The 21,041-nt window shown below is 40.2% G+C and carries 21 protein-coding genes and 4 tRNA genes; 9 read left to right on the top strand and 16 right to left on the bottom strand.

All coding sequences use genetic code 11. The features are described 5' to 3' along the window. The first annotated feature begins 23 nt into the window (after positions 1-23). Positions 24-965 carry an ADP-ribosylglycohydrolase family protein gene (locus V7K44_RS23485; RefSeq protein WP_334934881.1) on the top strand — a complete coding sequence of 314 codons (942 nt, stop codon included), beginning with the start codon at positions 24-26 and terminating at the stop codon, positions 963-965. A gap of 49 nt (positions 966-1,014) precedes the next feature. On the opposite strand, the gene cutA is transcribed toward V7K44_RS23485, so the two are convergent. The 4 genes from cutA to V7K44_RS23465 all read right to left on the bottom strand — a co-directional run bounded on the left by cutA (position 1,015) and on the right by V7K44_RS23465 (position 4,031). Then, positions 1,015-1,347 (bottom strand): divalent-cation tolerance protein CutA, encoded by a 333-nt coding sequence (gene cutA / locus V7K44_RS23480; RefSeq protein ID WP_334934879.1) that lies wholly within the window; start codon positions 1,345-1,347, stop codon positions 1,015-1,017. A 5-nt stretch (positions 1,348-1,352) separates the two neighbouring features. Further along, positions 1,353-2,357: a transposase gene (locus tag V7K44_RS23475; protein ID WP_334934877.1), complete on the bottom strand. Its 1,005-nt coding sequence runs from the start codon at positions 2,355-2,357 to the stop codon at positions 1,353-1,355. Positions 2,358-2,378: 21 nt separating this feature from the next. Further along, on the bottom strand, positions 2,379-3,230 hold the full coding sequence (locus V7K44_RS23470; protein ID WP_334934875.1) for a hypothetical protein: 852 nt from the start codon (positions 3,228-3,230) through the stop codon (positions 2,379-2,381). A gap of 141 nt (positions 3,231-3,371) precedes the next feature. Next, positions 3,372-4,031: an Npun_F0813 family protein gene (locus tag V7K44_RS23465; protein ID WP_334934873.1), complete on the bottom strand. Its 660-nt coding sequence runs from the start codon at positions 4,029-4,031 to the stop codon at positions 3,372-3,374. A gap of 358 nt (positions 4,032-4,389) precedes the next feature. On the opposite strand from V7K44_RS23465, the gene V7K44_RS23460 reads away from it, so the two are divergent. Then, positions 4,390-4,462: transfer RNA gene (locus V7K44_RS23460), tRNA-Arg, on the top strand. A gap of 71 nt (positions 4,463-4,533) precedes the next feature. Continuing rightward, positions 4,534-5,181 (top strand): group I intron-associated PD-(D/E)XK endonuclease, encoded by a 648-nt coding sequence (locus V7K44_RS23455; protein WP_334934871.1) that lies wholly within the window; start codon positions 4,534-4,536, stop codon positions 5,179-5,181. Positions 5,182-5,230: 49 nt separating this feature from the next. On the opposite strand, the gene V7K44_RS23450 is transcribed toward V7K44_RS23455, so the two are convergent. From V7K44_RS23450 to nadA, 4 genes are all read right to left on the bottom strand, one after another. Then, positions 5,231-5,425, bottom strand: coding sequence for a hypothetical protein (locus V7K44_RS23450; protein ID WP_334934870.1), 195 nt, complete (start codon positions 5,423-5,425; stop codon positions 5,231-5,233). Positions 5,426-5,546: 121 nt separating this feature from the next. Then, positions 5,547-5,618: transfer RNA gene (locus V7K44_RS23445), tRNA-Thr, on the bottom strand. Between the two features lie 86 nt (positions 5,619-5,704). Further along, positions 5,705-5,790, bottom strand: a tRNA-Tyr gene (locus V7K44_RS23440). 124 nt (positions 5,791-5,914) lie between these two features. After that, the gene (gene nadA, locus V7K44_RS23435; protein ID WP_334934868.1) at positions 5,915-6,889 is read right to left on the bottom strand and encodes a quinolinate synthase NadA; all 975 of its coding nucleotides are present in this window, start codon (positions 6,887-6,889) and stop codon (positions 5,915-5,917) included. Positions 6,890-7,038: 149 nt separating this feature from the next. On the opposite strand from nadA, the gene V7K44_RS23430 reads away from it, so the two are divergent. After that, the gene (locus V7K44_RS23430) at positions 7,039-7,959 is read left to right on the top strand and encodes a TIGR04168 family protein (RefSeq protein WP_334934866.1); all 921 of its coding nucleotides are present in this window, start codon (positions 7,039-7,041) and stop codon (positions 7,957-7,959) included. 131 nt (positions 7,960-8,090) lie between these two features. Further along, positions 8,091-8,175 (top strand) — tRNA-Ser (locus V7K44_RS23425). 143 nt (positions 8,176-8,318) lie between these two features. Here the strand turns inward: V7K44_RS23425 and V7K44_RS23420 are convergent. From V7K44_RS23420 to V7K44_RS23410, 3 genes are read right to left on the bottom strand one after another with little or no spacing between them, the layout of a single operon-like run. Beyond that, positions 8,319-9,476: a P-loop NTPase fold protein gene (locus tag V7K44_RS23420; RefSeq protein WP_334934864.1), complete on the bottom strand. Its 1,158-nt coding sequence runs from the start codon at positions 9,474-9,476 to the stop codon at positions 8,319-8,321. Then, positions 9,466-11,523 (bottom strand): hypothetical protein, encoded by a 2,058-nt coding sequence (locus tag V7K44_RS23415; RefSeq protein WP_334934862.1) that lies wholly within the window; start codon positions 11,521-11,523, stop codon positions 9,466-9,468. Before V7K44_RS23415 ends, V7K44_RS23420 begins: the two co-directional genes overlap by 11 nt. A gap of 12 nt (positions 11,524-11,535) precedes the next feature. Beyond that, complete coding sequence (locus V7K44_RS23410) at positions 11,536-12,000, bottom strand: hypothetical protein (RefSeq protein WP_334934860.1); 465 nt, start codon at positions 11,998-12,000, stop codon at positions 11,536-11,538. A gap of 238 nt (positions 12,001-12,238) precedes the next feature. On the opposite strand from V7K44_RS23410, the gene V7K44_RS23405 reads away from it, so the two are divergent. Genes V7K44_RS23405 through V7K44_RS23395 form a run of 3 tightly spaced genes read left to right on the top strand, consistent with a single transcriptional unit; the run spans position 12,239 to position 13,442 of the window. Further along, on the top strand, positions 12,239-12,505 hold the full coding sequence (locus tag V7K44_RS23405; RefSeq protein WP_334858162.1) for a FitA-like ribbon-helix-helix domain-containing protein: 267 nt from the start codon (positions 12,239-12,241) through the stop codon (positions 12,503-12,505). Further along, positions 12,502-12,960, top strand: a complete 459-nt coding sequence (locus V7K44_RS23400; protein ID WP_334934858.1) for a type II toxin-antitoxin system VapC family toxin — start codon at positions 12,502-12,504, stop codon at positions 12,958-12,960. Before V7K44_RS23405 ends, V7K44_RS23400 begins: the two co-directional genes overlap by 4 nt. Positions 12,961-12,995: 35 nt before the next feature. Beyond that, positions 12,996-13,442, top strand: a complete 447-nt coding sequence (locus V7K44_RS23395) for an acyl-CoA thioesterase (RefSeq protein ID WP_334934856.1) — start codon at positions 12,996-12,998, stop codon at positions 13,440-13,442. Here V7K44_RS23395 and V7K44_RS23390 read toward each other — a convergent pair. From V7K44_RS23390 to menA, 3 genes are read right to left on the bottom strand one after another with little or no spacing between them, the layout of a single operon-like run. Beyond that, entirely contained in the window at positions 13,435-14,820 is a 1,386-nt protein-coding gene (locus V7K44_RS23390; RefSeq protein WP_334934854.1) for a 2-succinylbenzoate--CoA ligase, read from the bottom strand. The two genes, V7K44_RS23395 and V7K44_RS23390, sit on opposite strands and share 8 nt — an antisense overlap. Continuing rightward, complete coding sequence (locus V7K44_RS23385; protein WP_334934852.1) at positions 14,805-15,782, bottom strand: o-succinylbenzoate synthase; 978 nt, start codon at positions 15,780-15,782, stop codon at positions 14,805-14,807. The genes V7K44_RS23390 and V7K44_RS23385 overlap by 16 nt, the downstream gene beginning before the upstream one ends. Before the next feature lie 13 nt (positions 15,783-15,795). Then, positions 15,796-16,692, bottom strand: coding sequence for a 2-carboxy-1,4-naphthoquinone phytyltransferase (gene menA / locus V7K44_RS23380; protein ID WP_334934943.1), 897 nt, complete (start codon positions 16,690-16,692; stop codon positions 15,796-15,798). Positions 16,693-17,004: 312 nt separating this feature from the next. Here menA and V7K44_RS23375 point away from each other — a divergent pair, with 312 nt between their 5' ends. After that, positions 17,005-18,420, top strand: coding sequence for an isochorismate synthase (locus V7K44_RS23375; RefSeq protein ID WP_334934850.1), 1,416 nt, complete (start codon positions 17,005-17,007; stop codon positions 18,418-18,420). A 62-nt stretch (positions 18,421-18,482) separates the two neighbouring features. Here V7K44_RS23375 and V7K44_RS23370 read toward each other — a convergent pair whose 3' ends face one another. Then, positions 18,483-19,430, bottom strand: a complete 948-nt coding sequence (locus V7K44_RS23370; RefSeq protein ID WP_334934849.1) for an L-lactate dehydrogenase — start codon at positions 19,428-19,430, stop codon at positions 18,483-18,485. A gap of 147 nt (positions 19,431-19,577) precedes the next feature. Continuing rightward, positions 19,578-20,885 (bottom strand): glutamate-5-semialdehyde dehydrogenase, encoded by a 1,308-nt coding sequence (locus V7K44_RS23365; RefSeq protein WP_334934846.1) that lies wholly within the window; start codon positions 20,883-20,885, stop codon positions 19,578-19,580. Positions 20,886-21,041 lie beyond the last annotated feature (156 nt).

Below are 21,041 nucleotides of genomic sequence, written 5' to 3'. Positions count from 1 at the left end.
AAAAGTTTCATACTGGTTGAACAATGCTAACCGCTGCAAAAACGTTGTCTGGTTTGATGGGTTTATGTATTGGTGATGCGTTGGGTGTGCCAGTGGAGTTCACCAGTCGCGCTGAACGAGTAAAATCTCCAGTCACATCGATGCTGGGTTATGGAACTTGGGATGTTCCTGCTGGTACGTGGTCAGATGACAGTTCGCTGACCTTTTGTTTGGCAGAATGTCTTTGTGAGGGATTTTCACTGGATGCGATTGCTAATTCCTTTAGGCGCTGGTATCACGAAAGTTATTGGACTGCTCAAGGCGAAGTATTTGATATCGGTAACACCACATTTTTAGCAATTGTCAACTGGAAACAAGGAACTCCACCCGTGAAAGCAGGTGGTAGTAGTGAAAATAGTAATGGTAATGGTTCTTTAATGAGAATCTTGCCGATGGCTTATTGTCACAAAAGTTTATCTCTGGATGAATTGATTGCACGGGTACATCAAGTTTCTTCCATTACCCACGCTCATCTCCGTTCTCAAATGGCCTGTGGCATTTATATTAGTATTGCAGTGGCGCTCTTAGAAGGGGCTGACCCGCAAACAGCTTATTTACAAGGATTGCAAGATATCCAAACAATTTATTCTGTGCGAGAATTTTTGTTAGAAAAGCCGCATTTTGGCAGAGTTTTCAGTGGTGAGATTGCCAAAGTACCAGTAGAAGAGATTAATTCTGGTGGCTATGTGATTGATACTTTAGAATCATCCTTATGGTGTTTATTAAATAGCTCGTCTTATTCTGAAGCGGTACTGAAAGCTGTCAACTTAGGCGGAGATAGCGATACTACCGCCGCCGTCACTGGTGGGTTAGCAGGAATTTACTACGGGGTGGAAAATATTCCTCAACAATGGCTCAACCAGATTGCTCGTAAGCAGGACATTATTAACTTGGCAACTCGTTTTGAAGCAGCTGTTTACGCTTAAAGTTAGTAGTTGAGAGTAAAGAGTGAGGAGTTATGAAAATCTTAAATCTTTACTCTTTACTTTTAACTTGCTGAGAAATCCACTGCAAGTAGGCTTGAGAACTGGCAACAATTGGTAAAGCAATAATTTCTGGCACTTCATAGGAGTGCAGTTCCTTAATTTTGGCCTCCATTGCCGGAAATTGCGCCAAATCAGTTTTAATCAGTAATTGCCATTCTTGCTCTTTATGCAGTTCTCCTTGCCAAGTGTAAATTGAGTGGATTGGTAATAGACTCACACAAGCAGCGAGTTTAGCTTCCACAAGGGCATTTGCAATTGCTTCTGCCTCCTCTATGTTGCCAGCTCTCACCAATACCACACCATAGTCAGCAGGTGTCTCCATGACCTCTAAACCGTCGTAGACAAGGAATAGACCTGACCATCAATTAGCAATCGTGTGATGCCCTTAGCTTCCAAATGAGTACGAGCCTTATGGAGCATTTTACTATCTGGAACCTTAATCACGCGATCGCGCTTGGTAGAAAAACGCTTGGCGACACGATGGTTATCAAATACCGGCAGAGTTCTTTGCTGAGTTTCCAGGCTGGGAATTTGCCCCAAATCACCAAAATCCTTCAGAGGCCGGGTAATTAATTCCGAGGAACGGTCAATTACCAAATAGCAAGTTTTCGGCAAATTGGCTACCGACAAAGGCAAAACTTGAACTGATGCTTCACCTGGTCTGCGTTTTGTGACTAAAGGTCTTTCCTCATCCAGGTCATCATCATCAAAGTCTTCTTCCTCAAAATCGTCATCCTCTAAATCATCATCATCTAAATCATCCAAATCCTCTGATTCGTCTAGCAAATCTTCGCCCAGCATGTGCGCGATGACGGCTGCTCCTGGATGTTCAACCTTTAGAGGCGGGATGGAGATGCTGACTATTTCCGGCGGCTTTGGCTCTGGAGTTTCTAATTTCTCAGATGTGACTCGGAGTTTCGGTTTTTCCGCCGCCGAGGGGCGTCGCCGCACCCGTCTACTAGCGGCGATTGACTCCGCCGTTTCCTCTGAGTAAAGTTCCTGCTCTACACGAATTATCTTACGTGGTAGTGGCTCAACCTTTGGCACTTCCAAAGGGTGGCTCTCAATGGGTGGAACTTCTATCTCCGGCTCAGGTTGAGTCAGCAGTGGTAACTGCTCGTAGCTAACCTGTGCCCTTCCCTCAGGAGTTCTGGCAGCCCGCTTTAAAGAGACTAAGTATTCATACTCATCCTCTGGCAAAGTACTTTTGAGCAGGCGACTAATTGTCGAGTTACTCACACCGTAGCGGTCTGCCAAAGTTGAGGTTGTTTCGGCAGTCTCTCGATATAACTTCAGAATTTCTTGCTTGTCAGAGTCAGTTAATTTTCTCACGGTAGATACCAAAAATCCTTACTAAGCTCGTTTTCTTGTGCTGGTACGCCGCGTTCGTCTTAGTGATGCGTCATATTCTAAGGCAGCGCCCATACCAAATAACACTCCACTAAACACCCAAAACACTTCTAATATCTCTCCACTTTGATAATTTGGGCCTTGGGCGTATTTAAACCACATATCTGCAATGTAAAGCGAAAAGGCCGCCGCTGCAATCATTCGCCAAGACTGGGAAACTCTTCCTCCCCAAAAGGCTAATAGCAGAGTGGTAGCAATAATTAGCAGAACCACATCGCTAACTACGTAAAACCAATTCAAAATAGCGACTAGCAGTTCTGAGGGTGTTTCCTGCTGCATAGAAATCCACCATGCTAACAAACTACCGAACACTGCAATTGCTAACACAATCAGCCACTGCCATTTTTCCAGATTAATTCGCCTGGAAGCCACAGCTAAAATCATGCCTGCGCCAAGTAATAGATAAGTCAGTACAAAAAATATATCGCCTACAGACACATCTGGTTCATCTTTTAAAATTATTTCGGTATAGCCGAAAATTATCCCCCCAACGAAATAGGAAAGCATACCTAACCCAATTAAGAGCCAAACATTCCGGCCACTGACGATTTGCGGACTCAGCCAGTTCCTCAAGCATAAGATACTGGCAGCCAAATAAGCTAAAGCTTCAAAAATATTTGTGCCAATCACATACCACTCAGCCCGGCTTTCTATGCCATCGGCTCCGGGAACTTTGGCACTAAACAACAAAAAGTATAGCAGTGCCAGTACAGCCCAGCCAATATTAGCTAAGACAATGTTCTGAGTGTTGAAAATAGATTTAGAAAGGAACGAATTCTCGTAAGAGTTATTCATAGGACTTGACTTATGTAGATGCACTCTGGCAGTATTTTGATTGAAATGACTGTATATGTAGCAGTGTGTCTGCTAAGTCATACACAATCAGACACCAAAAGCAAGTGCCAGTGGCAGGAATTTTGTGAAAAAATTTCCATGCTACTGCCATAGTTTACCCAGAGGCGATTGATTCAGCCAATTGATAAACAGCACTCGCTCGGCTTCTGGCATATCTTCTAGCTTATAAATCACTTGTTTGGTAAAATTGCCATTCCCAAAGTAGGCTTTTCCTAATCGATGCAGTTCTTGTAACAGGATAACTACATGATTTTCTTGCCAATCAGGTATTTTGGCTACCGGCAAAGGATTAGTAGACACCAAATATTTAACCGCTTCTAGAGAAGAAGCTTGGGGAAATTGCTTCTGCTTTAATACTTCGGCAATATCTTTTTCAAATAATGCAACTTGCCTAGCACCTAAAAACTCTTCAATATCGATAGAAACACCTTGTAACAGCAAAATACTGGCTTGGATTAAAATCGCCGTTTTGCCATGACCACCTGTGTCACTATCTAGCTGCTCTAAACGGATTTTGCCCCAAACACTAAAGCGTTCCGGTTCCTCCAGCAAAACACAGGCTTTACCTCGGTTATCCGTTAATTCTCTCCATAAGGCTCTAGCTTCTTCTTCTTGACTAGCTTTGAAAACACTAATCAAGCGAAAAGTTTGCCCTTGATAACTGAGAATCGGCACTTGCTGATCCTTTTTTGGGTGCTGAATGCTTGATATTTCAACATCCTGCCGTTTGAGAATAAACATGGCACTAGCAAATAACTCCTCACAGGGGCACTCTTAATATGGAATATATAATGGCATTTGGCAGTATCGCCAAGGCTGAAATTACCTAGCATACTGTGAAAATGAGCCTCGCGATCGCCAGATGCTTCCCGAAGGTAGCCGCCCAGAGGACGTTAGCGCTAACGGGCAAATAACCCCTTGACAACACAATATATCTAAACCAATACCCCATCTGTTTCGTTTTCGGTGTAGATTGCACTAACTAGCGACTAGCATCTTAGCCTTGCTAATGGTAAATCTGCAATTTTTGATTGCTTCTTGGTAGGTGAAGACGATATAATAATGTAGGTGACTCCTTCGGGAGCCATGATTTTGTTTTGGGCGCGTAGCTCAGTGGATAGAGCCACGGATTTCTAATCCGTTGGTCGCAGGTTCGAGCCCTGCCGCGCCCGTTTTAACTGAATATGAACCCTAAAAAAGCCTTTTTATGGTAATTTACCAAAAAGCCTTGAGGTTCATATAAATGCACCACACAAAAGATAAGGGCGATCTAGCAGCTGCTAAAGTGATAGCAGATTTAGTCGAGAAAGAATATTCGGTTTTTGTACCAGTGGTAACTGAACATGCACCCTTTGATTTGATTGCCTACAAAGATGGCAAATGTTACAGATTTCAAGCCAAATACAGTTGTGATGGCACGCTGAAAAATAAAAGCAATTGGGCAGACAAGAATGGTTGTCATGAGAAAAAGTACAAATCTGATGACTTTGATTTCTACGGTCTTTATTTGCCAGATATAAACAAATTAGTATATCCATCAATCACCTTTGGCGGTTGCGGTATCAGGACAACGCCACCTAAATCACCCAATCCTTTTTATTGGTGGGAAGATTTTACAGATTTAACTGAAGTAGCACTTAAGAGAAACTACAAGGAGTTTGGCGTTGACTTAAGAACTATAAAAGTTAACCCAGACTCTAGAATTCATACCAGAAAAGTTGAAAGGCCATCGAAAGAAGAACTAGAAAAACTAGTTTGGGAAAAGCCAACTGCACAAATTGGGAGAGATTTTGGCGTGTCTGATAAGGCTGTAGAAAAGTGGTGTAAAACTTATGGAGTAGAAAAGCCACCCAGAGGATATTGGGTTAATAAAGCTCATAGAAAAGTATAATGACAATTCAAACCTGGTGACGAGGATTTAATTTGCAAGCTCACCCTTATTAGTTTATCCTTATAAACTCTGATTCTTTTAAATGCTTATTAGTAAGTGAAGTCTTCCCTTGCTTTGATGCACCAAAAACAATAATATGCTTATTTCTTTGAAGCCCTTCTATAAAACGTTCATCTACCTGATTTCTTTCTATATATGAAGCTATTTGCTCATTAGAAACACCGAAAACTTCTGTGGTTCTCACGGATTAATCTCCAATCTATGAGGACAACGAAACTTACTTTTAACCACAAAAATAGCACTTCAGTCTTGTGTTTGAGAATACTGAAGTTTAATATTTCTCTCATATTTATATTCATTTAAAAAGCCCGTGACGAGGATTGAACTCGTGACCTCACCCTTACCAAGGGTGTGCTCTACCACTGAGCCACACGGGCAAATATAAACTTAGTTTTTTAGTTGTAAGTTACAATGCTGGGAGCTTTGCTCTTAACCCAGACATTATAACTTATAACTTCGTAAGTGGTGGGCCGGGCTGGATTTGAACCAGCGTAGGCGCAAGCCAACGGATTTACAGTCCGTCTCCATTAACCACTCGGACACCGACCCGATTTGTCTCACGATTTAAAATCTTAGCACCATGTTTTATAAATTGCAAGTGATTAGAAAAAATAACTTCGGGGTAGAGATCGCAACAAAACTGCGTCTCTACCACATATATAAAAAATACTGGTTACACGCTCATCTCCAGCATTCGTTGCATCGGACGCAGTGCAGCAAGACGAATATCCTCTGACATGGTAATTTCAGGAGTACGATTTTTCATTGCCCAGTAGAGCTTTTCTAGGGTGTTTAACCGCATAAACGGACATTCGTTACAAGCACAGTTATTTATCGGCGGGGCAGGGATGAAATGCTTGTCAGGAGCTAGTTTTTGCATTTGGTGAATGATTCCCGGCTCTGTCGCAACTATAAATTCTTTCGTGGGGCTGTTTTGACAATACTTGAGTAAGGCGGCTGTGGAGCCAATAAAGCTGGCGTGGCGCAATACACTACTTTCACATTCTGGGTGTGCGATCGCCTCTGCTTCGGGATGGGCAATTTTTAACTGGACAATTTTCTTTTCCGAGAAGGTTTCATGGACAACACAGCTACCTTGCCATAGCACCAAATCTCGTCCAGTCTGTTCCATGACATACCGCCCCAAATTCCGATCTGGGGCAAAAATAATCGGCTGTTCTTTCGGTATCTGCTGCACAATCTTCACAGCGTTGGAACTAGTGCAAATAATATCGCTCATCGCCTTAATATCAGCAGAGCAGTTGATATAAGACACCACCAGATGATCTGGATGCGCTGCCTTAAAAGCTGCAAACGCCTCTGGTGGACAACTGTCTGCCAAAGAACAACCAGCATCCAAATCTGGTAAAAGTACTAATTTATCGGGATTAAGGATCTTTGCTGTTTCTGCCATGAAGTGAACACCAGCAAAGACAATTACATCCGCATTGGTTTTTTCGGCGGCTCTTGCTAGTTGTAATGAATCCCCAATAAAGTCGGCAATATCCTGAATATCTGGCTCTTGATAATAATGTGCCAGGATAACTGCGTTGAGTTCTTTTTTGAGATTCTGAATGGCAGCAAACAAATCTAGTGGTAGTTCACCCAGTTGGGTGTTTTCGCGTTGAGCTAGTGCAGTAGTAAACACAGTTTAGGGGTGCTTTATGTTGCAAATGTATGTCCTGTGGATTCAATTATAGTAGTTTTTACCAAAAATAGTGGACGGTTGATATTTTGGGGTTGTGTCCAAATCGGGCTGAGTTTCATATCCTGGAGATAGACGGCAAGGAAAGTGGCATGACCAGTCAAGAAACTCAATCGATAAACCTCAAAATTGCTGTAGTTGGAGATATCCACGACCAATGGGAAGTGGAAGATGGCGTTGCACTCAAGCATTTGGGTGTTGACTTAGTGCTGTTTGTCGGGGATTTTGGCAACGAGTCGGTGGAAGTGGTCAGAGCGATCGCATCTCTCGATATTCCCAAAGCAGCCGTAATGGGCAACCACGATGCCTGGTACACCGCCACCGAATGGGGACGTAAAAAGGCTCCTTATGACCGCTCTAAGGAAGACTGGGTACAGGAACAACTCGATTTATTAGGCCCGTCCCATGTCGGTTACGGTAAGTTGGATTTTCCCGCTTGGAATTTAACTGTAGTGGGGGGTCGTCCCTTTACCTGGGGTGGCCCGGAGTGGAAATTCGCGGAAATCTGTAAAGAACGTTACGGTGTGACGAGTTTGGAAGAATCCGCCGATCGCATCTTCAAAGCTGTTAAAAGCGCCGCTTACGAGACAATTATATTTTTGGGTCACAACGGGCCTAGTGGTTTAGGCGATCGCCCCGAAGACCCTTGCGGCAAAGACTGGCATCCAATTGGCGGTGATTTTGGCGATCCAGATTTGGGCGAGGCGATTTCTCAAGCCTTGACTGCTGGTAAAACCATTCCTCTGGTGACATTTGGTCACATGCACCGAGATTTACGCCATACCAAGAAGGTGCAGCGCAAGCCCATCTTTAGAAGTCCAGAGGGGACAATTTACTTAAATGCCGCTAGTGTTCCCAGGATTGTGGAGGATGGTGGCGAGAAGTTGCGTAATTTTTCCATCGTCTCCCTAGAGGCGGGTGTGGTTTCGCAAGTTTCACTAATTTGGGTGGGGAATGACTTCCAGGTGGCTAAGGAGGAAATTTTGTATGAGCGATCGCGTATTGTGTCGTAGACATTCGCATCCAGTAGTGCAATCTGCGTAGATAATAGGGTATAGTATTATCTGTCAAGTTTAGTGCTAACCAACAAAAGCGCCTGAATAGCGTCTGAAACTAGGATCAGCACAAGTTTGACAGATTTACTGGAGAGGTGGCAGAGTGGTCGATTGCGTCCGACTTGAAATCGGATGAGGCTAAAACCTCCGGGAGTTCGAATCTCCCCCTCTCCGTTGAATAAAAATTGGATTTTACAAATATTATTAAAGAGGTAAGCAATTGATTAGATTCAATCTGAGCAACTGATCCATTTTGATTTATTCTTGATTAGCGTCTGTTAAATCATTAAAGTTAGGAAGAGCTTCAAATAACTTAACTAAATGGATGCCGACGTAGATTGATTGATGGACTCATCTGCTTTTTCATACAGAGCATTAAGGTAATCACGCTGGCGCACGCCTTGAAAGTTACTACCTTTCAATAATTGATGAAATAAGAGTCGAGCAGAATCTTCATGTAAAAGTACATGGCTTCCTGCTTGTAATTGTTTATTTTGTGCGAAATTTTTGGCTTCCATTTTGGACTGTTCAACGTAGAAGTGGAATAATTTTACCGCTTCTTCTTCATTTCTTATAGGTGAAAGCTGAACTTCATTAGCAAGACGACCTCTAATAGCTGGCAGCATTTCACGGTAACGATTAAGAGCATCTGTAGTTAGAGCAACCATTAAGAAAAGATATTTAGGTAGTGCATCAATTAAAGCCCGCAGAGCCGATAAGTATCTTAAAACAATAGTTTTTGATAAGCTCCCATTCTGTTTTTCTAATTCATCTAGAAGAATAAAAATACCTTCTAGAGTTTTCATTTGTGAACCTAAATATACAATATCTCTCAATGCTCTTGTTTTTGCTTCTACAGTATCCAGACGAAAATTTACTCCCAGTTCAGTTTGATGAGTTTTTCTTACAGGTAATCCTAAAAGCCATTGATATGCTAGAGATATACGCTCATTTTGTTTTTCTTCTGACTTAACCTCTAAAAGAGCCTTGAGCATTGTTTTAATTTCGCTCATTCGCACAAATTCTAGTAATTTATCAATATCATCTATCTCTTCTTTTTTCTTCAAAAGTGCATAAATTGAACGACGTAAGTATTCCTCTCCTAAATTTTCAAAGATAGACCTAATGAGTGGATCAAAAAATGGTTCTGGATCTGGAACGTATCTAATAACGAAAAAACCATGTGGAGAAAGTTTTTCACGCAAAGCATTTTCATACGCATTCAGAAGGTTAGTCTTACCAATTCCTTGGCTAGCAGTTATTGAAATTACATGAGACTTACGATCTGAATAAAATGTTTTTACCGCAGCATCAACTTGCTTATCTGCTTCTGTTGACATATGCGGATGACCACTGGTTTGTCCAGCACTGGGAAAAGGATTACTCAACAGACCAAACTTTCTGTAGAGCAATTTGGGTTGCTCTTCTAGTGCGTTAGCAGTCGCCTCATCTGTAAATAAATTTTCAAGAGGCATTTTTAACTCCTTCTAGCTTGATACGTACAGCAGATGTACCAGGTATAAGAAAATCTCCATGATACAGATAAACTTTTTCTAACTGGGGAAGTCTGTCACTTGTCTTAATTATCCACAAATCGTGCTGTTCAAAACGAGTATCTGGAGTAGACCCTTCAGCATAGACATTCACTAAGTTTTGTTCTTGCGCTTCTTTCACCAATTTTCTAGCCAATATGGGATGAACAGCATATTTAATAGCTAGTTCTTCTAACCAGCGACCAGTAAGTATCCATTCTGTGTCTTCCTGTGAACGAATTAATTTATAAATCTCTACTGCTAAATTAGCAAAATCTAGTAAATTAGGTATGTTATCAGTGGCAACAATTTTTTGATTTGGTATATTCAACCAAGAACAGGCTGCCTCACCAAGCTTGATGTAGGTTGGTTTCGCTTTATTTGAAATTGGTAATGTGCTATATTCAACACTTCTTTTTTGATTTACATAGTTACATATTGCGTCAAATGATGGTATTTTATTCAAATAATATAAAATTTTTATATAATCTTCATTCAAGATACTTTCCCATAGAAGCTTTAGTAATTCTGTACATATAATTTTATTATCATTAAGCTCAACAAATTTTCCACTATGCAAAAAATTCTTATACAAACTATAGCGAGATTGATGTGTTAAACCCAATTTTGCTTGAGCCTCTTGATTAGTTAGCTCTCCTTTGTCTACTAACAATTTCATTAGTAAGAACATCTGATCTGGACTAAATGCATATGTTTTAGCTATTGCTTCTATATTTTGGCTAGAAACTGCATCAGTCTGATCTTGGCTTTCTATGTCAGTTGATAACGCAATAGAGGTATTATCTGTTGTTGCAGAGGATGTTCCAGAGTTAAAATTTCCCCAAAGAAGATCATCTTTAACGTGAAGTGGTTGCCAAGTATATTCCCCACTAGGTATGCCCCATAGCTCTAATGAATCGTTAGTGTTGTAATTTTGCAAGCGCAGGCAACCAAAAGATACAGCTAATTCCCAAAGGACATCTGTCAGTGGTACTGTATATATTTCTTGACTGAAAGGATGAAAAAGAGAGCCAGTCAGTTTTCTACTATCAAACTTAGGAACAGAACGAGATTCAAAAAAGAATACATCCATTCCTTCAGCCAGCGTCATTCTAGCTAGACCTTGATCACTAGTAAGAAGGGCAAGCGGATGATCCGGTCGAACTAAAGTTTGAAAGCGTCGTGCAGTTTCTAAAATTAGACGATCAGCAAAACTTCTAGTTACATTTTGTAAACCTAGAGCTTTATCTTCAGAATCGCTACTAGGTGTCACAATACCTCGTAGGGGATCAGCACCTAAATCACCACGTTCTATTTCTGCATCTGAATGTAATTCCAGACGAAGTAAAGTTCTTTGCCCTCCTTGACTAAGAAGATGTTGACGAAGTGTTGCAGGGTTATTCTTAGTTTTGTTCTTATTTTCATTATTCCAGCGAATTTTAGAAAGATAATTATCTACTTGTGTAAGTATTTCCATATGAACTATTGCTGGTACTTTAATTCTTACCCAAGGCGTAAGAAAGCGACATAAAAAATCAAGTCCTCCTTGGTGAACGGCTGATGTATCTGTAACAACTGTGATCGGTTTGTGTAAAGGTATTTTGGAAATAGTTTCAACATCAAAAATCGGTAAAAGTAGGAGAGTCCTCCGCAGTACATCCTGTAATCCTTCCCTAAAAGCTTTTTGAACTTGAATACTATCTTTAGTATGTAGATTATCAAGGGCTTTAGTAATATTACCATTTAGTTTTTCTGAGGATAGTAGTTGCCATTCAAAACCACCAAATTTAGCAGCACAATACTCATCATATATAGTCTCATTTTCAGGATATTTACTTCCCGGTTGTAATGTAATAGTCCCAACACTCACCCATTTGTCACGCCCAAAACAAATATCTTCACCAAGAGATATTTCAAATGGCTCTCCATTCTTACCTATTTGGGCGATAAATTTTAGTGCATCTTCTTTACTGAGCAATTTTAATTCCATATGCTTATTATTTTAATGAAGGGACACATTGACATCTGGAACACTAACAAACGTATCACACACCCACTGAATATGCTGGCGTAAGGCTAGAAGTTGATGTTGACGAAGGTTGACAGTATCACTGTTAGATAAACGTCTAGATAAGAGTCCAAGTTCTTCTGAGTCACTCCAAGATGATTCGTCGTTAGACAATATCTCGTCTATTACTTGGATAACTTGCTGAAGCTGTTCAATTCCCCGTTTCTCTGGTTTTATTCCCAGTGTAAATTTTTCAATTAATTCTTCTCTTAGTCGCTGAGTTTGCTCACTGCTGGTCACTGAACCAAAGGGATCTCCAAACGGTTCCCAAGAATAAATTGGTTGTTGATAAAATGTCGGCTCAACTAAAGCATTTGTGCTGATATCTAAGTATTTTTTTTCCCAACGACAAGGTTGCCAAACAATAAGCTTTAATGGGCTTGAACTATTGGTTTTCACAATAATTAATTCTCCAAAATAATTATTTATGCATATCTAGATTAAATATAACTGTCAAATTAATTTTCATTTATGAATCATAGATTTTGAGGGTCAAGTCTAAACTTGACTGAAGTTTTTGGCTATTATAATCATAATTGCAACTTCGCTACACTTTCTCAAAAGCGAGATACGATCGCTCCCCCCTTTTGCTTGCATTATGCTATCATTTTGATAAATTCTACTTTGAGGTAAAGCGATGGCTACCCTTTATGTAAGAAATTTACCCGATGATTTGTATGCAAAGCTGCAAGAGTTAGCCGCATCTGAACACCGTTCCATTAACGCCCAAGTTATAACTCTGTTAGAGCAAGCTTTGAAGACTGAAGCACAGCAAACAGAAGACGAAAAGCGAAAAAACGTCCCAAAACTTTTAGAGGAAATTCGTCTTCGCCGTGAACAGCTACCAACTGATATCGAATGGCCTGATAGCACTGCCATGATTAGAGAAGATCGGGACAGATGACAATTCCTCTTAGGTGCGTCGTGGATGCCAGTGTGTCCGTTAAGCAATTTATTCCTGATCCGGTAACAGCCAAGGTTAATCAACTGTTTGCTCACCTTGCTTATCCTCAGACAGAAATCTTTGTACCTGACTTATTTTACATTGAGTGTGCAAACGTTTTGTGGAAGTATGCTCGTGCAAGTCGTTATGATGTTTCTTTGATTCAAGGGAATTTAGCTAGTCTCAAAGCTTTTCCGTTGCGTGTTGTATCAACAGCTGATTTGATGGCGGATGCAGTTGCGATCGCATTAAATTATGGAATCTCCGCCTACGATGGCTCTTATGTCGCACTTTCACAGCAGGTAGGTGCTACTTTGCTGACTCTCGATGGTAAGCTGGTGAAAGCCCTAGCCGCTTCGTATTACAATGTTTCCTCGTTTAATGACTTCGAGGTTCCGCCGTTAGAGTCAATATAATTCGTAATCGTAATTACGTAATTCAACTATCAAAAATGCCTTTTACTTACAACCGCACTGTTCGCTTTCAAGATACTGATGCTGCTGGGGTAGTTTATTTTGCTAATGTTTTGGATATTTGCCATGAAGCTTATGAAGAATCTTTAGAAGCATCAAGTATTAATCTCAAAGATTTTTTTACTAATCCGTCTGTGGGGTTTCCGATAGTTCATGCTAGCGTCGATTTTTTGCGCCCTATGTTTGTCGGGGACAAGTTGCTGATTAGCTTAATTCCCCAAAAAATAGGTGTTGATAAGTTTGAAATTACTTATGAAATTACTGTGGGTGAGGTGGTAGTTGCTAAGGCTATTACTCGTCATGTTTGTATTGATGCAAGTAGTAGAAGTAAGCAGGAATTACCTGAAGAGATAATCCAATGGTTGGAAACAAACCGCAGAGATGCTGAAGGCGTAGAGAGAAGAAAGTCGAGAGAGATTATGTGATGGAATTATGGAAGAATTCTGTGGCTATTTGTTGTAGCTGTTGACGGTTAATTTTACCTTGGGAGTTGCGGGGTAAGTTTCCCTGCGGAATCCAATATTTAGGGATTTTAAATTTGCTGAGTTTGTCTTTGAGTAGGGTTTGAATTTTTAAGGCAGAGGTATCTGATTTTTTGGGGATGTAAATCGCTGTTAAAGCTTGTCCCCAGTGTTTATCTGGAATGCCGATGACACAAATATCAGCAACCATTTGAGTTGATAAGATAGCTGATTCAATCTCTACTGGATAAATATTTTCGCCACCTGTAATAATTTTGTCGCTGTTACGTCCGACAATATTTAAATGTCCTTGTTCGTCTAAAAAGCCTAAATCATCTACTTGGAAATCAGTTTGATTTTCTCTAGTTTTAGGATAGTAACCAAGGGCTAAAGATTGAGCATGAATGGTAATACTTCCTACTTGATTGGAATTTAAAATCTCGCCTTGCTGATTGCGAATAGTTACTTTTGCATGGGGAAGAATTTGACCACTGCTAATTTTACCGCCGAGAAAATCATCTGGTTTGAGGGTAGCAATTTGAGAGGCGGTTTCTGTCATACCATAGGTAAGTGCTAATCGGATGTGGTGAAATCTGGCTTTTTCTAGGAGTTCGTTCCATGCTGGCGCACCTCCCAAAAGTACAGTATTAAATTGGGATAGCCATTCAGTTAAATCTGGATTTTGCAGGAGACGTTGTAACTGTGTTGGTACTAAAGATATGAAAAATTCTGATTGTTTAATATTTAATATTTGACCGGATTCTACGGCTTTAAATGGTTGAATAGCTAGTTTTCCTCCGGTGGTGAAAGAACGCATAAATTGCATTAAACCGCTAACGTGATATAGCGGTAATACACAAAATGAATTCACTTGGATTAGTTGAAAGTATTCGGTAAATCCTTTTACAGATGAAATGAGAGTTTCCCAAGTGTGAATGGCAAATTTAATTTGTCCTGATGAACCACCTGTGGGGATCATAATGCTATTGGGAATTGGGCATTGGCTATTATTATGCCCATTCCCCATTCCCCATTCCCCATGCCCCATTCCCAAAATAATATTTGGCTGTACTAAATCAAAGACTTGTTGCCATTCTTGCGTTCCCCAGTCGGGGTTACAAAGGAAAACTGGACAATTAGCTGCACAAGCAGCAATAAAGCTTGCTAAAAATCGTAATGGTTCGCGTTCAGCTAAGATTATTTTTGGTTGTGTTCCACATTCTGAAATATGTGTTAGTTCTAAATATAATTCTTGAGCTATTTGATTAAATTCACGGCTGTTATAACCGATTAGCCAATCATATTGAGCTAGGTTATTAAGGCACTCTAAAGGTCGTTCCATAAACTTTGAAGCCACGTTTTTTCTTGTTCAAAAAAATGGTCGATGCCAAAACCAATTGCTCTGTTGTTTTGGGATAATTCGGCTGCTAGTTGGAGTGCTGCAAGTCTAGCGATCACAGTTTCAAATACTGATGAAAACACGGTATCAATTTGATACTGGTGGCAAAACTTTCTCAGACGAGATGGCGATCCAACTATCCCAGGCTTGATGACAAAAATCCCTCGCCAACCTTGTTGATGACAGGCGGCGAGTTGCCCAAGTGTGGCGACAGATTCATCTAAAGCGATCGCAGTTTCATAACTCAGACTCAATTCCAACATCTGCTGAAATTGTTCAACGGGTAGCGGTTGTTCGATAAATTCAATTTCTAAGGGTACTTTTCCATTTGCTTTGAGATTGTCGCAAGTCCGCAGCCATAAGTTTGCTTCTTCATAGCTAAGTCCACCGTTAGCATCTAATCGCAGTTTCGTAGAGGCTGGTAAGGTGTGTATGAGTGATTCAAAAATTTTTAGTTCATCAGCGATCGCATACACACCAATTTTCCACTTAAACGTCCGATATCCCTTCTGCCATAAGCTTTCCCATTGATTTAAAGCCGCTTCCCCTGCTGGTAATAAGCCACTGTAGAAGAGTGAAGAGTTAGGAGTTATAAAATTATCTCCCCCACTCCCCATCTCCGATGCTGATTCAAAGCCAAATTGACAAGCTGGTAACTCATCTGGGATGGAGAAAATTATCTCGTCTGTGATTTCTCCTGGGAATTGGCGACAAAAATCTAAGGCTTGTTCTAGAGTTTCGGAACCAAACCAACTAATGGGGGCAATTTCTCCCCAGCCAACTTTACCTGATTCATCGGTGAGACGGAGGATAATACCTTCACGAATATCCCACTTACCATGATTGGTGGTAAGCGATCGCAAAAATCTTCGCTGATATGGACGAAATTTAAATTGATAACGCATCAATTAGTAATTCCTAAAGCATAAATCCCAAGCCGAACAACGAGCAAGCCCAGAAATGCACGGCTACAGCGATGAATTTACAGTTACTAACTTTGTCGGGCTGGTTATGATTTTCTTGGACGTGGCGGCATAATTTAACAGCAAAGGGTAAACTCACCCAACTCAGTAATGTCCAAGCTGGAGAAATCCCCAATAGCACAAATAGCAAGGTGAGGGGATAAATACTACCAGTAAACCAAACTAGGAGTTGGGCCCCTTTTTGGGTTCCTAGACGGACGATAGGCGATCGCTTCCCTGCCGCTATGTCATCCTTAACTTGGTGAAAATGTGAGCAAAACAAAATTAAGGTTGTGGCAATCCCGACAATCACTGAGGCTGCTAAACTTGTCATTGACCAAGTTTGGGTTTGGCTGTAGTAGGCTGCCTCCACTGCTAAGGGGCCAAAGGCAAAAAAGCAAATAATCTCGCCTAAACCCTGATATCCTAAGCGAAAGGGAGGGCCTTGGTACGTATAGCCTAAACCGCAGCAAAGTAGTATTATACCTATAACAGTTAGGTCATGTTGCCAAAAGGCGATCGCTAGTATGCCCAGCAACCCCAAACCTAAACACAAATTTCCTATCCAAAATATTAATGGCTTATTGCCTGTTAAGTTCACCAGAGAATGGTGCTTATTTTGATCGATACCTGTTTCGGAATCAAACACATCATTACTGATATTTTCCCAGGCAAGAATTAAAATTGCCGCAGCTATAAAAGTAGAAAATACTACACCATTGAAAATTTTAGTTTCGGCAAATGCTACTGCTGTTCCTACCCAAATGGGCATAATGGCAACGCTGTACATTGGCGGTTTAATCGCTGCCATCCATAACTTAGTGTTGGGATATAAAATTTGCTTGGTAGTCATCATCTGTGATTAATTAAATTACCAGAATATTTACTCGCACTTTAGATTTTATGATTTAAAGAGACGATTAGATATGGGTGATATATAAACAACTGTCACTTTTACGATAGCTTGTTAACCTTGTGTTGTTAACACTCACCCTCACGTTGCAGTCTCAGGCTGAAACTGTCTTATCATAGTCTGAGAACACCACAAATAAGGCAAACCCTACGCTGGTGAAATAGCAACTTAATATGTTACCTGTAAAAATACGACCACGATTAATTACACTTTAGGAAGTTAACTTAAAAAAAATTTACTATCGTTAAATCCATGACAGTTTCACCTTGTCGTAGCAACTTCTTTGTAAAGCACAAAGATTTATATCAATTTCTGGTAGCGGTGCAAGAAAAGTGCGTCAAAAATAATTGTAGACAAATTGTCAGTGTCTCCCAAGAAATTGATTTAGTTGACCCTTTACTTGTATTAGATAAACTTACACAAGCAAATGAAATAAATTTTTACTTTGAGGATAGAGGTAAAGGAGAAGCGATCGCAGCAATTGATGCTGTAGCAAAATTACAGATTGATGGCTCAGACCGTTTTAATCAAGCAGAATATTTTATCAAATCTTGTCTAAAAAATATAATTAATTTTGGTAACGCAAACCAACCTTTTTCTGGGCCTCACTTTTTTTGTTATTTCAGCTTTTTTGATAAAAACGCCCAAGTAGATTATCCATTTCCATCTGCTACCATTTTTCTTCCACGTTGGCAAGTAGCCGTAAAAAATCAGCGTTGCATATTAGTAACAAATATAATTATCAATCCAAATGTAAATATTGAAAGATGGTTGGAGAAAATCCAAAATAAAATTGAATTTATCCAATCTTTAGAAAATTACTCTGCTAATATTGATTATTTTCCTAAGAACTTATATAAAAAATCTGTCATAAACTCTGCCCAATTTAAACGTTCAGTAGTATCTGTTTTGGAAAAAATTCGGTCTACTAATTTAAGTAAGATTGTCCTAGCAGATATATTAGATGTAAAATCAAGTAACCACTTTAGCTTAGTTAAATCATTAAATAATCTTAGACAAAACCATCCTAATTGTTATATCTTTTCTACAAGTAATGGCAAAGGACAAAATTTTATTGGTGCAAGTCCAGAAAGATTGATTAGTATTAACAATCAACAGTTAATTACGGATGCTTTAGCTGGTTCTGCACCACGAGGTAAAACCCCTGCTGAAGATGCAGCTAATGCCAATCGCTTACTCAATAGTGAAAAAGAAAAGCATGAACATTCGCTAGTGCTTAATTTCATTACACAACGCCTATGTCAACTAGGTTTGTCACCACAAATATTAGCACCACGGCTGCGACAATTATCGAACATTCAGCATTTATGGACACCAATAAGCGCTATAGTTCCTGCTAACATCCACCCATTAAAAATTGTCGGACAATTGCATCCTACACCAGCCGTTGCAGGTGCAGCACGAGATGTTGCTTGTGCAGAAATTCGCCGTTACGAAAGCTTCGAGAGAGGTTTATATGCTGCACCTTTAGGTTGGATAGATTCTCAGGGAAACTGTGAGTTTATTGTGGGAATTCGTTCAGCATTAATTGATGGCGATCGCGCGAGATTGTATGCTGGTGCTGGTATCGTTGCAGGATCTGATCCTGACAAAGAGTTTGCTGAGGTGCAGCTGAAACTTCAAGCTTTACTTAAAGCCTTAGTTTAAAGTTAATTACTAATCTTGTATGCCAGCTAAAGATATTTACCACCTATGTGAGTTGATTTTAATTATGCTTCCGAGTTGTAGGCTTCATTCAGTTTGGTGGCTGACTCTTCTAATAAGCGTTGTTCATCAAGATTTCTTGGTAACACTAGTTGGCGCTCAATACCTTGGGAGTTAATGATACATGGAAGTCCAAGAACAACTTCACTGCCAACTCCATAGTTAGAATCTGCTCTGGCCGATACTGGAAATATCTGCTTTTCATCTCGCAGGATGGCATCAACTAACTGACAAACTACTATTGATATACCATAGCTAGTATTTCCTTTACGTTCAGAAATGTTATAGCCTCGCTTACGGGTTAACTCTGCGTACTCTTGCTGAATTTCTTCCAGCGTTGCTCCTTGTGGTATGGGAAATTCAGCTAACGGAATTCCCCCAATAAATGCACTAGACCAAACGACAAATTCACTGTCTCCATGCTCTCCAATCACATAAACACGAACGTCTTGTTTACTAACGTTCAGTCGCTTACCAAGTTGATATCTCAGCCTAGCAGTATCAAGAACGGTTCCTGAACCGAAAATTAGGTTTTCTGCTCTAGTGGAACTGGCGATCGCAATCCGTGTTAATACATCCACTGGATTGCTAACAATAAGTATGATTGAATTGGGTGCAACTCGATCCAATTCTTTTATTGTTGAACGCATTATCTCTGCATTATCGCTCAATATATCTAATCGGCTTTGTCCTTCTTTTTGCTGCACCCCAACAGTCACAACAATCACATCAGAATCCGCTAAATCTTCATACTGATTTGATGGTATAATCTCCATGTCTTGAAGTAGGGGAATGGTGTCTTCAATATCCCATGCTTGCCCCTCAGCTTTTGATAAAGTTCGGTCAAAAAGGACGACTTTTACACATTTACCGAGTAGCACTAAAGCATTTGCTACATCTGCACCCACATTACCCGCACCAATAATACCGACCTTAGATATTTTGCTACTCATGCGAAATCTACTTTTTTGTAACTGGCTTTGCTATAGGACTCCAATTTGATCTTTGAAAATATATTGAGACTGAAAAGCCAGTTTTATCTGGGTTTCATTTTAAATTTTGTTCAGAAATCAGACATGAGTCCTATATGTGAGAATACTTTACACTAAATCTTGATGAGTAAAAGCTTTAGCATTCGCCCCGGTGTAAGTAGCTACAATATGTCCATCGCCAGTCATTTGATATTTGTATGTCACTAATCCTTCTAACCCAACGGGGCCACGGGGAGGCATTTGTTGCGTACTAATCCCTACTTCTGCACCGAAACCATAGCGAAAGCCATCAGCAAATCGGGTAGAACAATTGTGGAATATATTAGCTGAATTTACCAGTCCAAAGAAAGTTTCAACAGATGTTGGATCTTCAGAGATAATGGCATCAGTATGACGAGAACCATATTCGTTAATATGTGCGATCGCATCTTCTATAGAGTCAACAATCTTTATCGACAAAATAAAATCGCTATATTCTGTTTCCCAGTCTATTTCTGTTGCAGCTACAATGTTAGGTAAAATTTTCAAGGTGCGTTGATCGCCTCTTAATTCCACATGACGTTCTTGCAAAGCTTCAGCAACTTTGGGTAAAAACTCTGTCGCAATTGATTGGTGAACTAGCAAAGTTTCAATTGCATTACAAACAGCAGGATATTGTGCTTTGGCATCGACGGTAATCGGAACTGCTTTAGAAAGATCGGCGGCTTTATCTATATAAAGATGACAAATTCCGTCGGCGTGACCTAGTACCGGAATACGCGTATTTTCCTGTACAAATCTGACAAAAGAATTAGAACCTCTAGGAATAATTAAATCTACATATTTATCTAATTTCAAAAGTTCTAGAGTTTCTTCTCTTGTTGTCAACAACTGTACCGCGTCAGGGTTAACAGCAGTTTCAGATAATCCTTGTTTAATTGCCTTAACTATCGCTTCGCAAGAACGCACCGCTTCCTTTCCGCATTTGAGAATTACCCCATTTCCCGATTTGATTGCTAAAGAAACAATTTGAATCGCCGCCTCTGGACGTGCTTCAAAAATAATTCCCAAAACGCCTAAAGGACAAGTGATGCGCTTTAGAATCAAACCAGTGTCTAGTTCCCGGTGGATTTGAACTTTACCAATTGGATCGTCTAATTTCCCAACATCTTGTACCCCAACGATCGCATCTCTTAATTTATGTTCATCTAACTGCAAGCGCTTATACAGTGGTTGGGGAATTCCTTCAGCGTTAGCAGCTTTACAATCAGCAACATTTGCTTGTAAAATTTCATCTCTAGCTGATTCTAAAGCTTGCGCGATCGCAACAAGTGCTTGATTTTTTGCCTCAGTAGAGAGAATCGCCAACTTACTTGCAGCTTTGCGGGTTTGTCCTGCGATCGCAATTAGGGGAGAAGCTATATCAAAAATAGTCATAGTACAAATCTTTACCTTTTCCTCATCTTATCAATCTCAGGTTATGTTCATCATTCGTCTTCCTCCAATCGGGTGAACCATTAGGGTAATCAATAATTACTCTGATTGGGTGAAGTAAGACTGGGTTGAAAACATTTATTCTCTAAATATCAAACA

This window comes from Nostoc sp. (genome assembly GCF_036917235.1).
Lineage (GTDB): Bacteria > Cyanobacteriota > Cyanobacteriia > Cyanobacteriales > Nostocaceae > Nostoc.
Note: the sequence above shows the minus strand (reverse complement) of the source record. Positions and strands in the feature narration are given on the sequence as shown.

Coding starts and splice junctions, on each gene's coding strand:
- V7K44_RS23370 (WP_334934849.1), bottom strand. CDS start 19,430: ATGAGTAGCAAAATATCTAAGGTCGGTATTATTGGTGCGGGTAATGTG.
- V7K44_RS23375 (WP_334934850.1), top strand. CDS start 17,005: ATGACAGTTTCACCTTGTCGTAGCAACTTCTTTGTAAAGCACAAAGAT.
- V7K44_RS23430 (WP_334934866.1), top strand. CDS start 7,039: ATGACCAGTCAAGAAACTCAATCGATAAACCTCAAAATTGCTGTAGTT.
- V7K44_RS23385 (WP_334934852.1), bottom strand. CDS start 15,782: ATGCGTTATCAATTTAAATTTCGTCCATATCAGCGAAGATTTTTGCGA.
- V7K44_RS23470 (WP_334934875.1), bottom strand. CDS start 3,230: ATGAATAACTCTTACGAGAATTCGTTCCTTTCTAAATCTATTTTCAAC.
- V7K44_RS23365 (WP_334934846.1), bottom strand. CDS start 20,885: ATGACTATTTTTGATATAGCTTCTCCCCTAATTGCGATCGCAGGACAA.
- V7K44_RS23400 (WP_334934858.1), top strand. CDS start 12,502: ATGACAATTCCTCTTAGGTGCGTCGTGGATGCCAGTGTGTCCGTTAAG.
- V7K44_RS23465 (WP_334934873.1), bottom strand. CDS start 4,031: ATGTTTATTCTCAAACGGCAGGATGTTGAAATATCAAGCATTCAGCAC.
- V7K44_RS23395 (WP_334934856.1), top strand. CDS start 12,996: ATGCCTTTTACTTACAACCGCACTGTTCGCTTTCAAGATACTGATGCT.
- V7K44_RS23455 (WP_334934871.1), top strand. CDS start 4,534: ATGCACCACACAAAAGATAAGGGCGATCTAGCAGCTGCTAAAGTGATA.
- V7K44_RS23420 (WP_334934864.1), bottom strand. CDS start 9,476: ATGCCTCTTGAAAATTTATTTACAGATGAGGCGACTGCTAACGCACTA.
- V7K44_RS23405 (WP_334858162.1), top strand. CDS start 12,239: ATGGCTACCCTTTATGTAAGAAATTTACCCGATGATTTGTATGCAAAG.
- menA (WP_334934943.1), bottom strand. CDS start 16,692: ATGACTACCAAGCAAATTTTATATCCCAACACTAAGTTATGGATGGCA.
- V7K44_RS23390 (WP_334934854.1), bottom strand. CDS start 14,820: ATGGAACGACCTTTAGAGTGCCTTAATAACCTAGCTCAATATGATTGG.
- V7K44_RS23485 (WP_334934881.1), top strand. CDS start 24: ATGCTAACCGCTGCAAAAACGTTGTCTGGTTTGATGGGTTTATGTATT.
- V7K44_RS23415 (WP_334934862.1), bottom strand. CDS start 11,523: ATGGAATTAAAATTGCTCAGTAAAGAAGATGCACTAAAATTTATCGCC.
- cutA (WP_334934879.1), bottom strand. CDS start 1,347: ATGGAGACACCTGCTGACTATGGTGTGGTATTGGTGAGAGCTGGCAAC.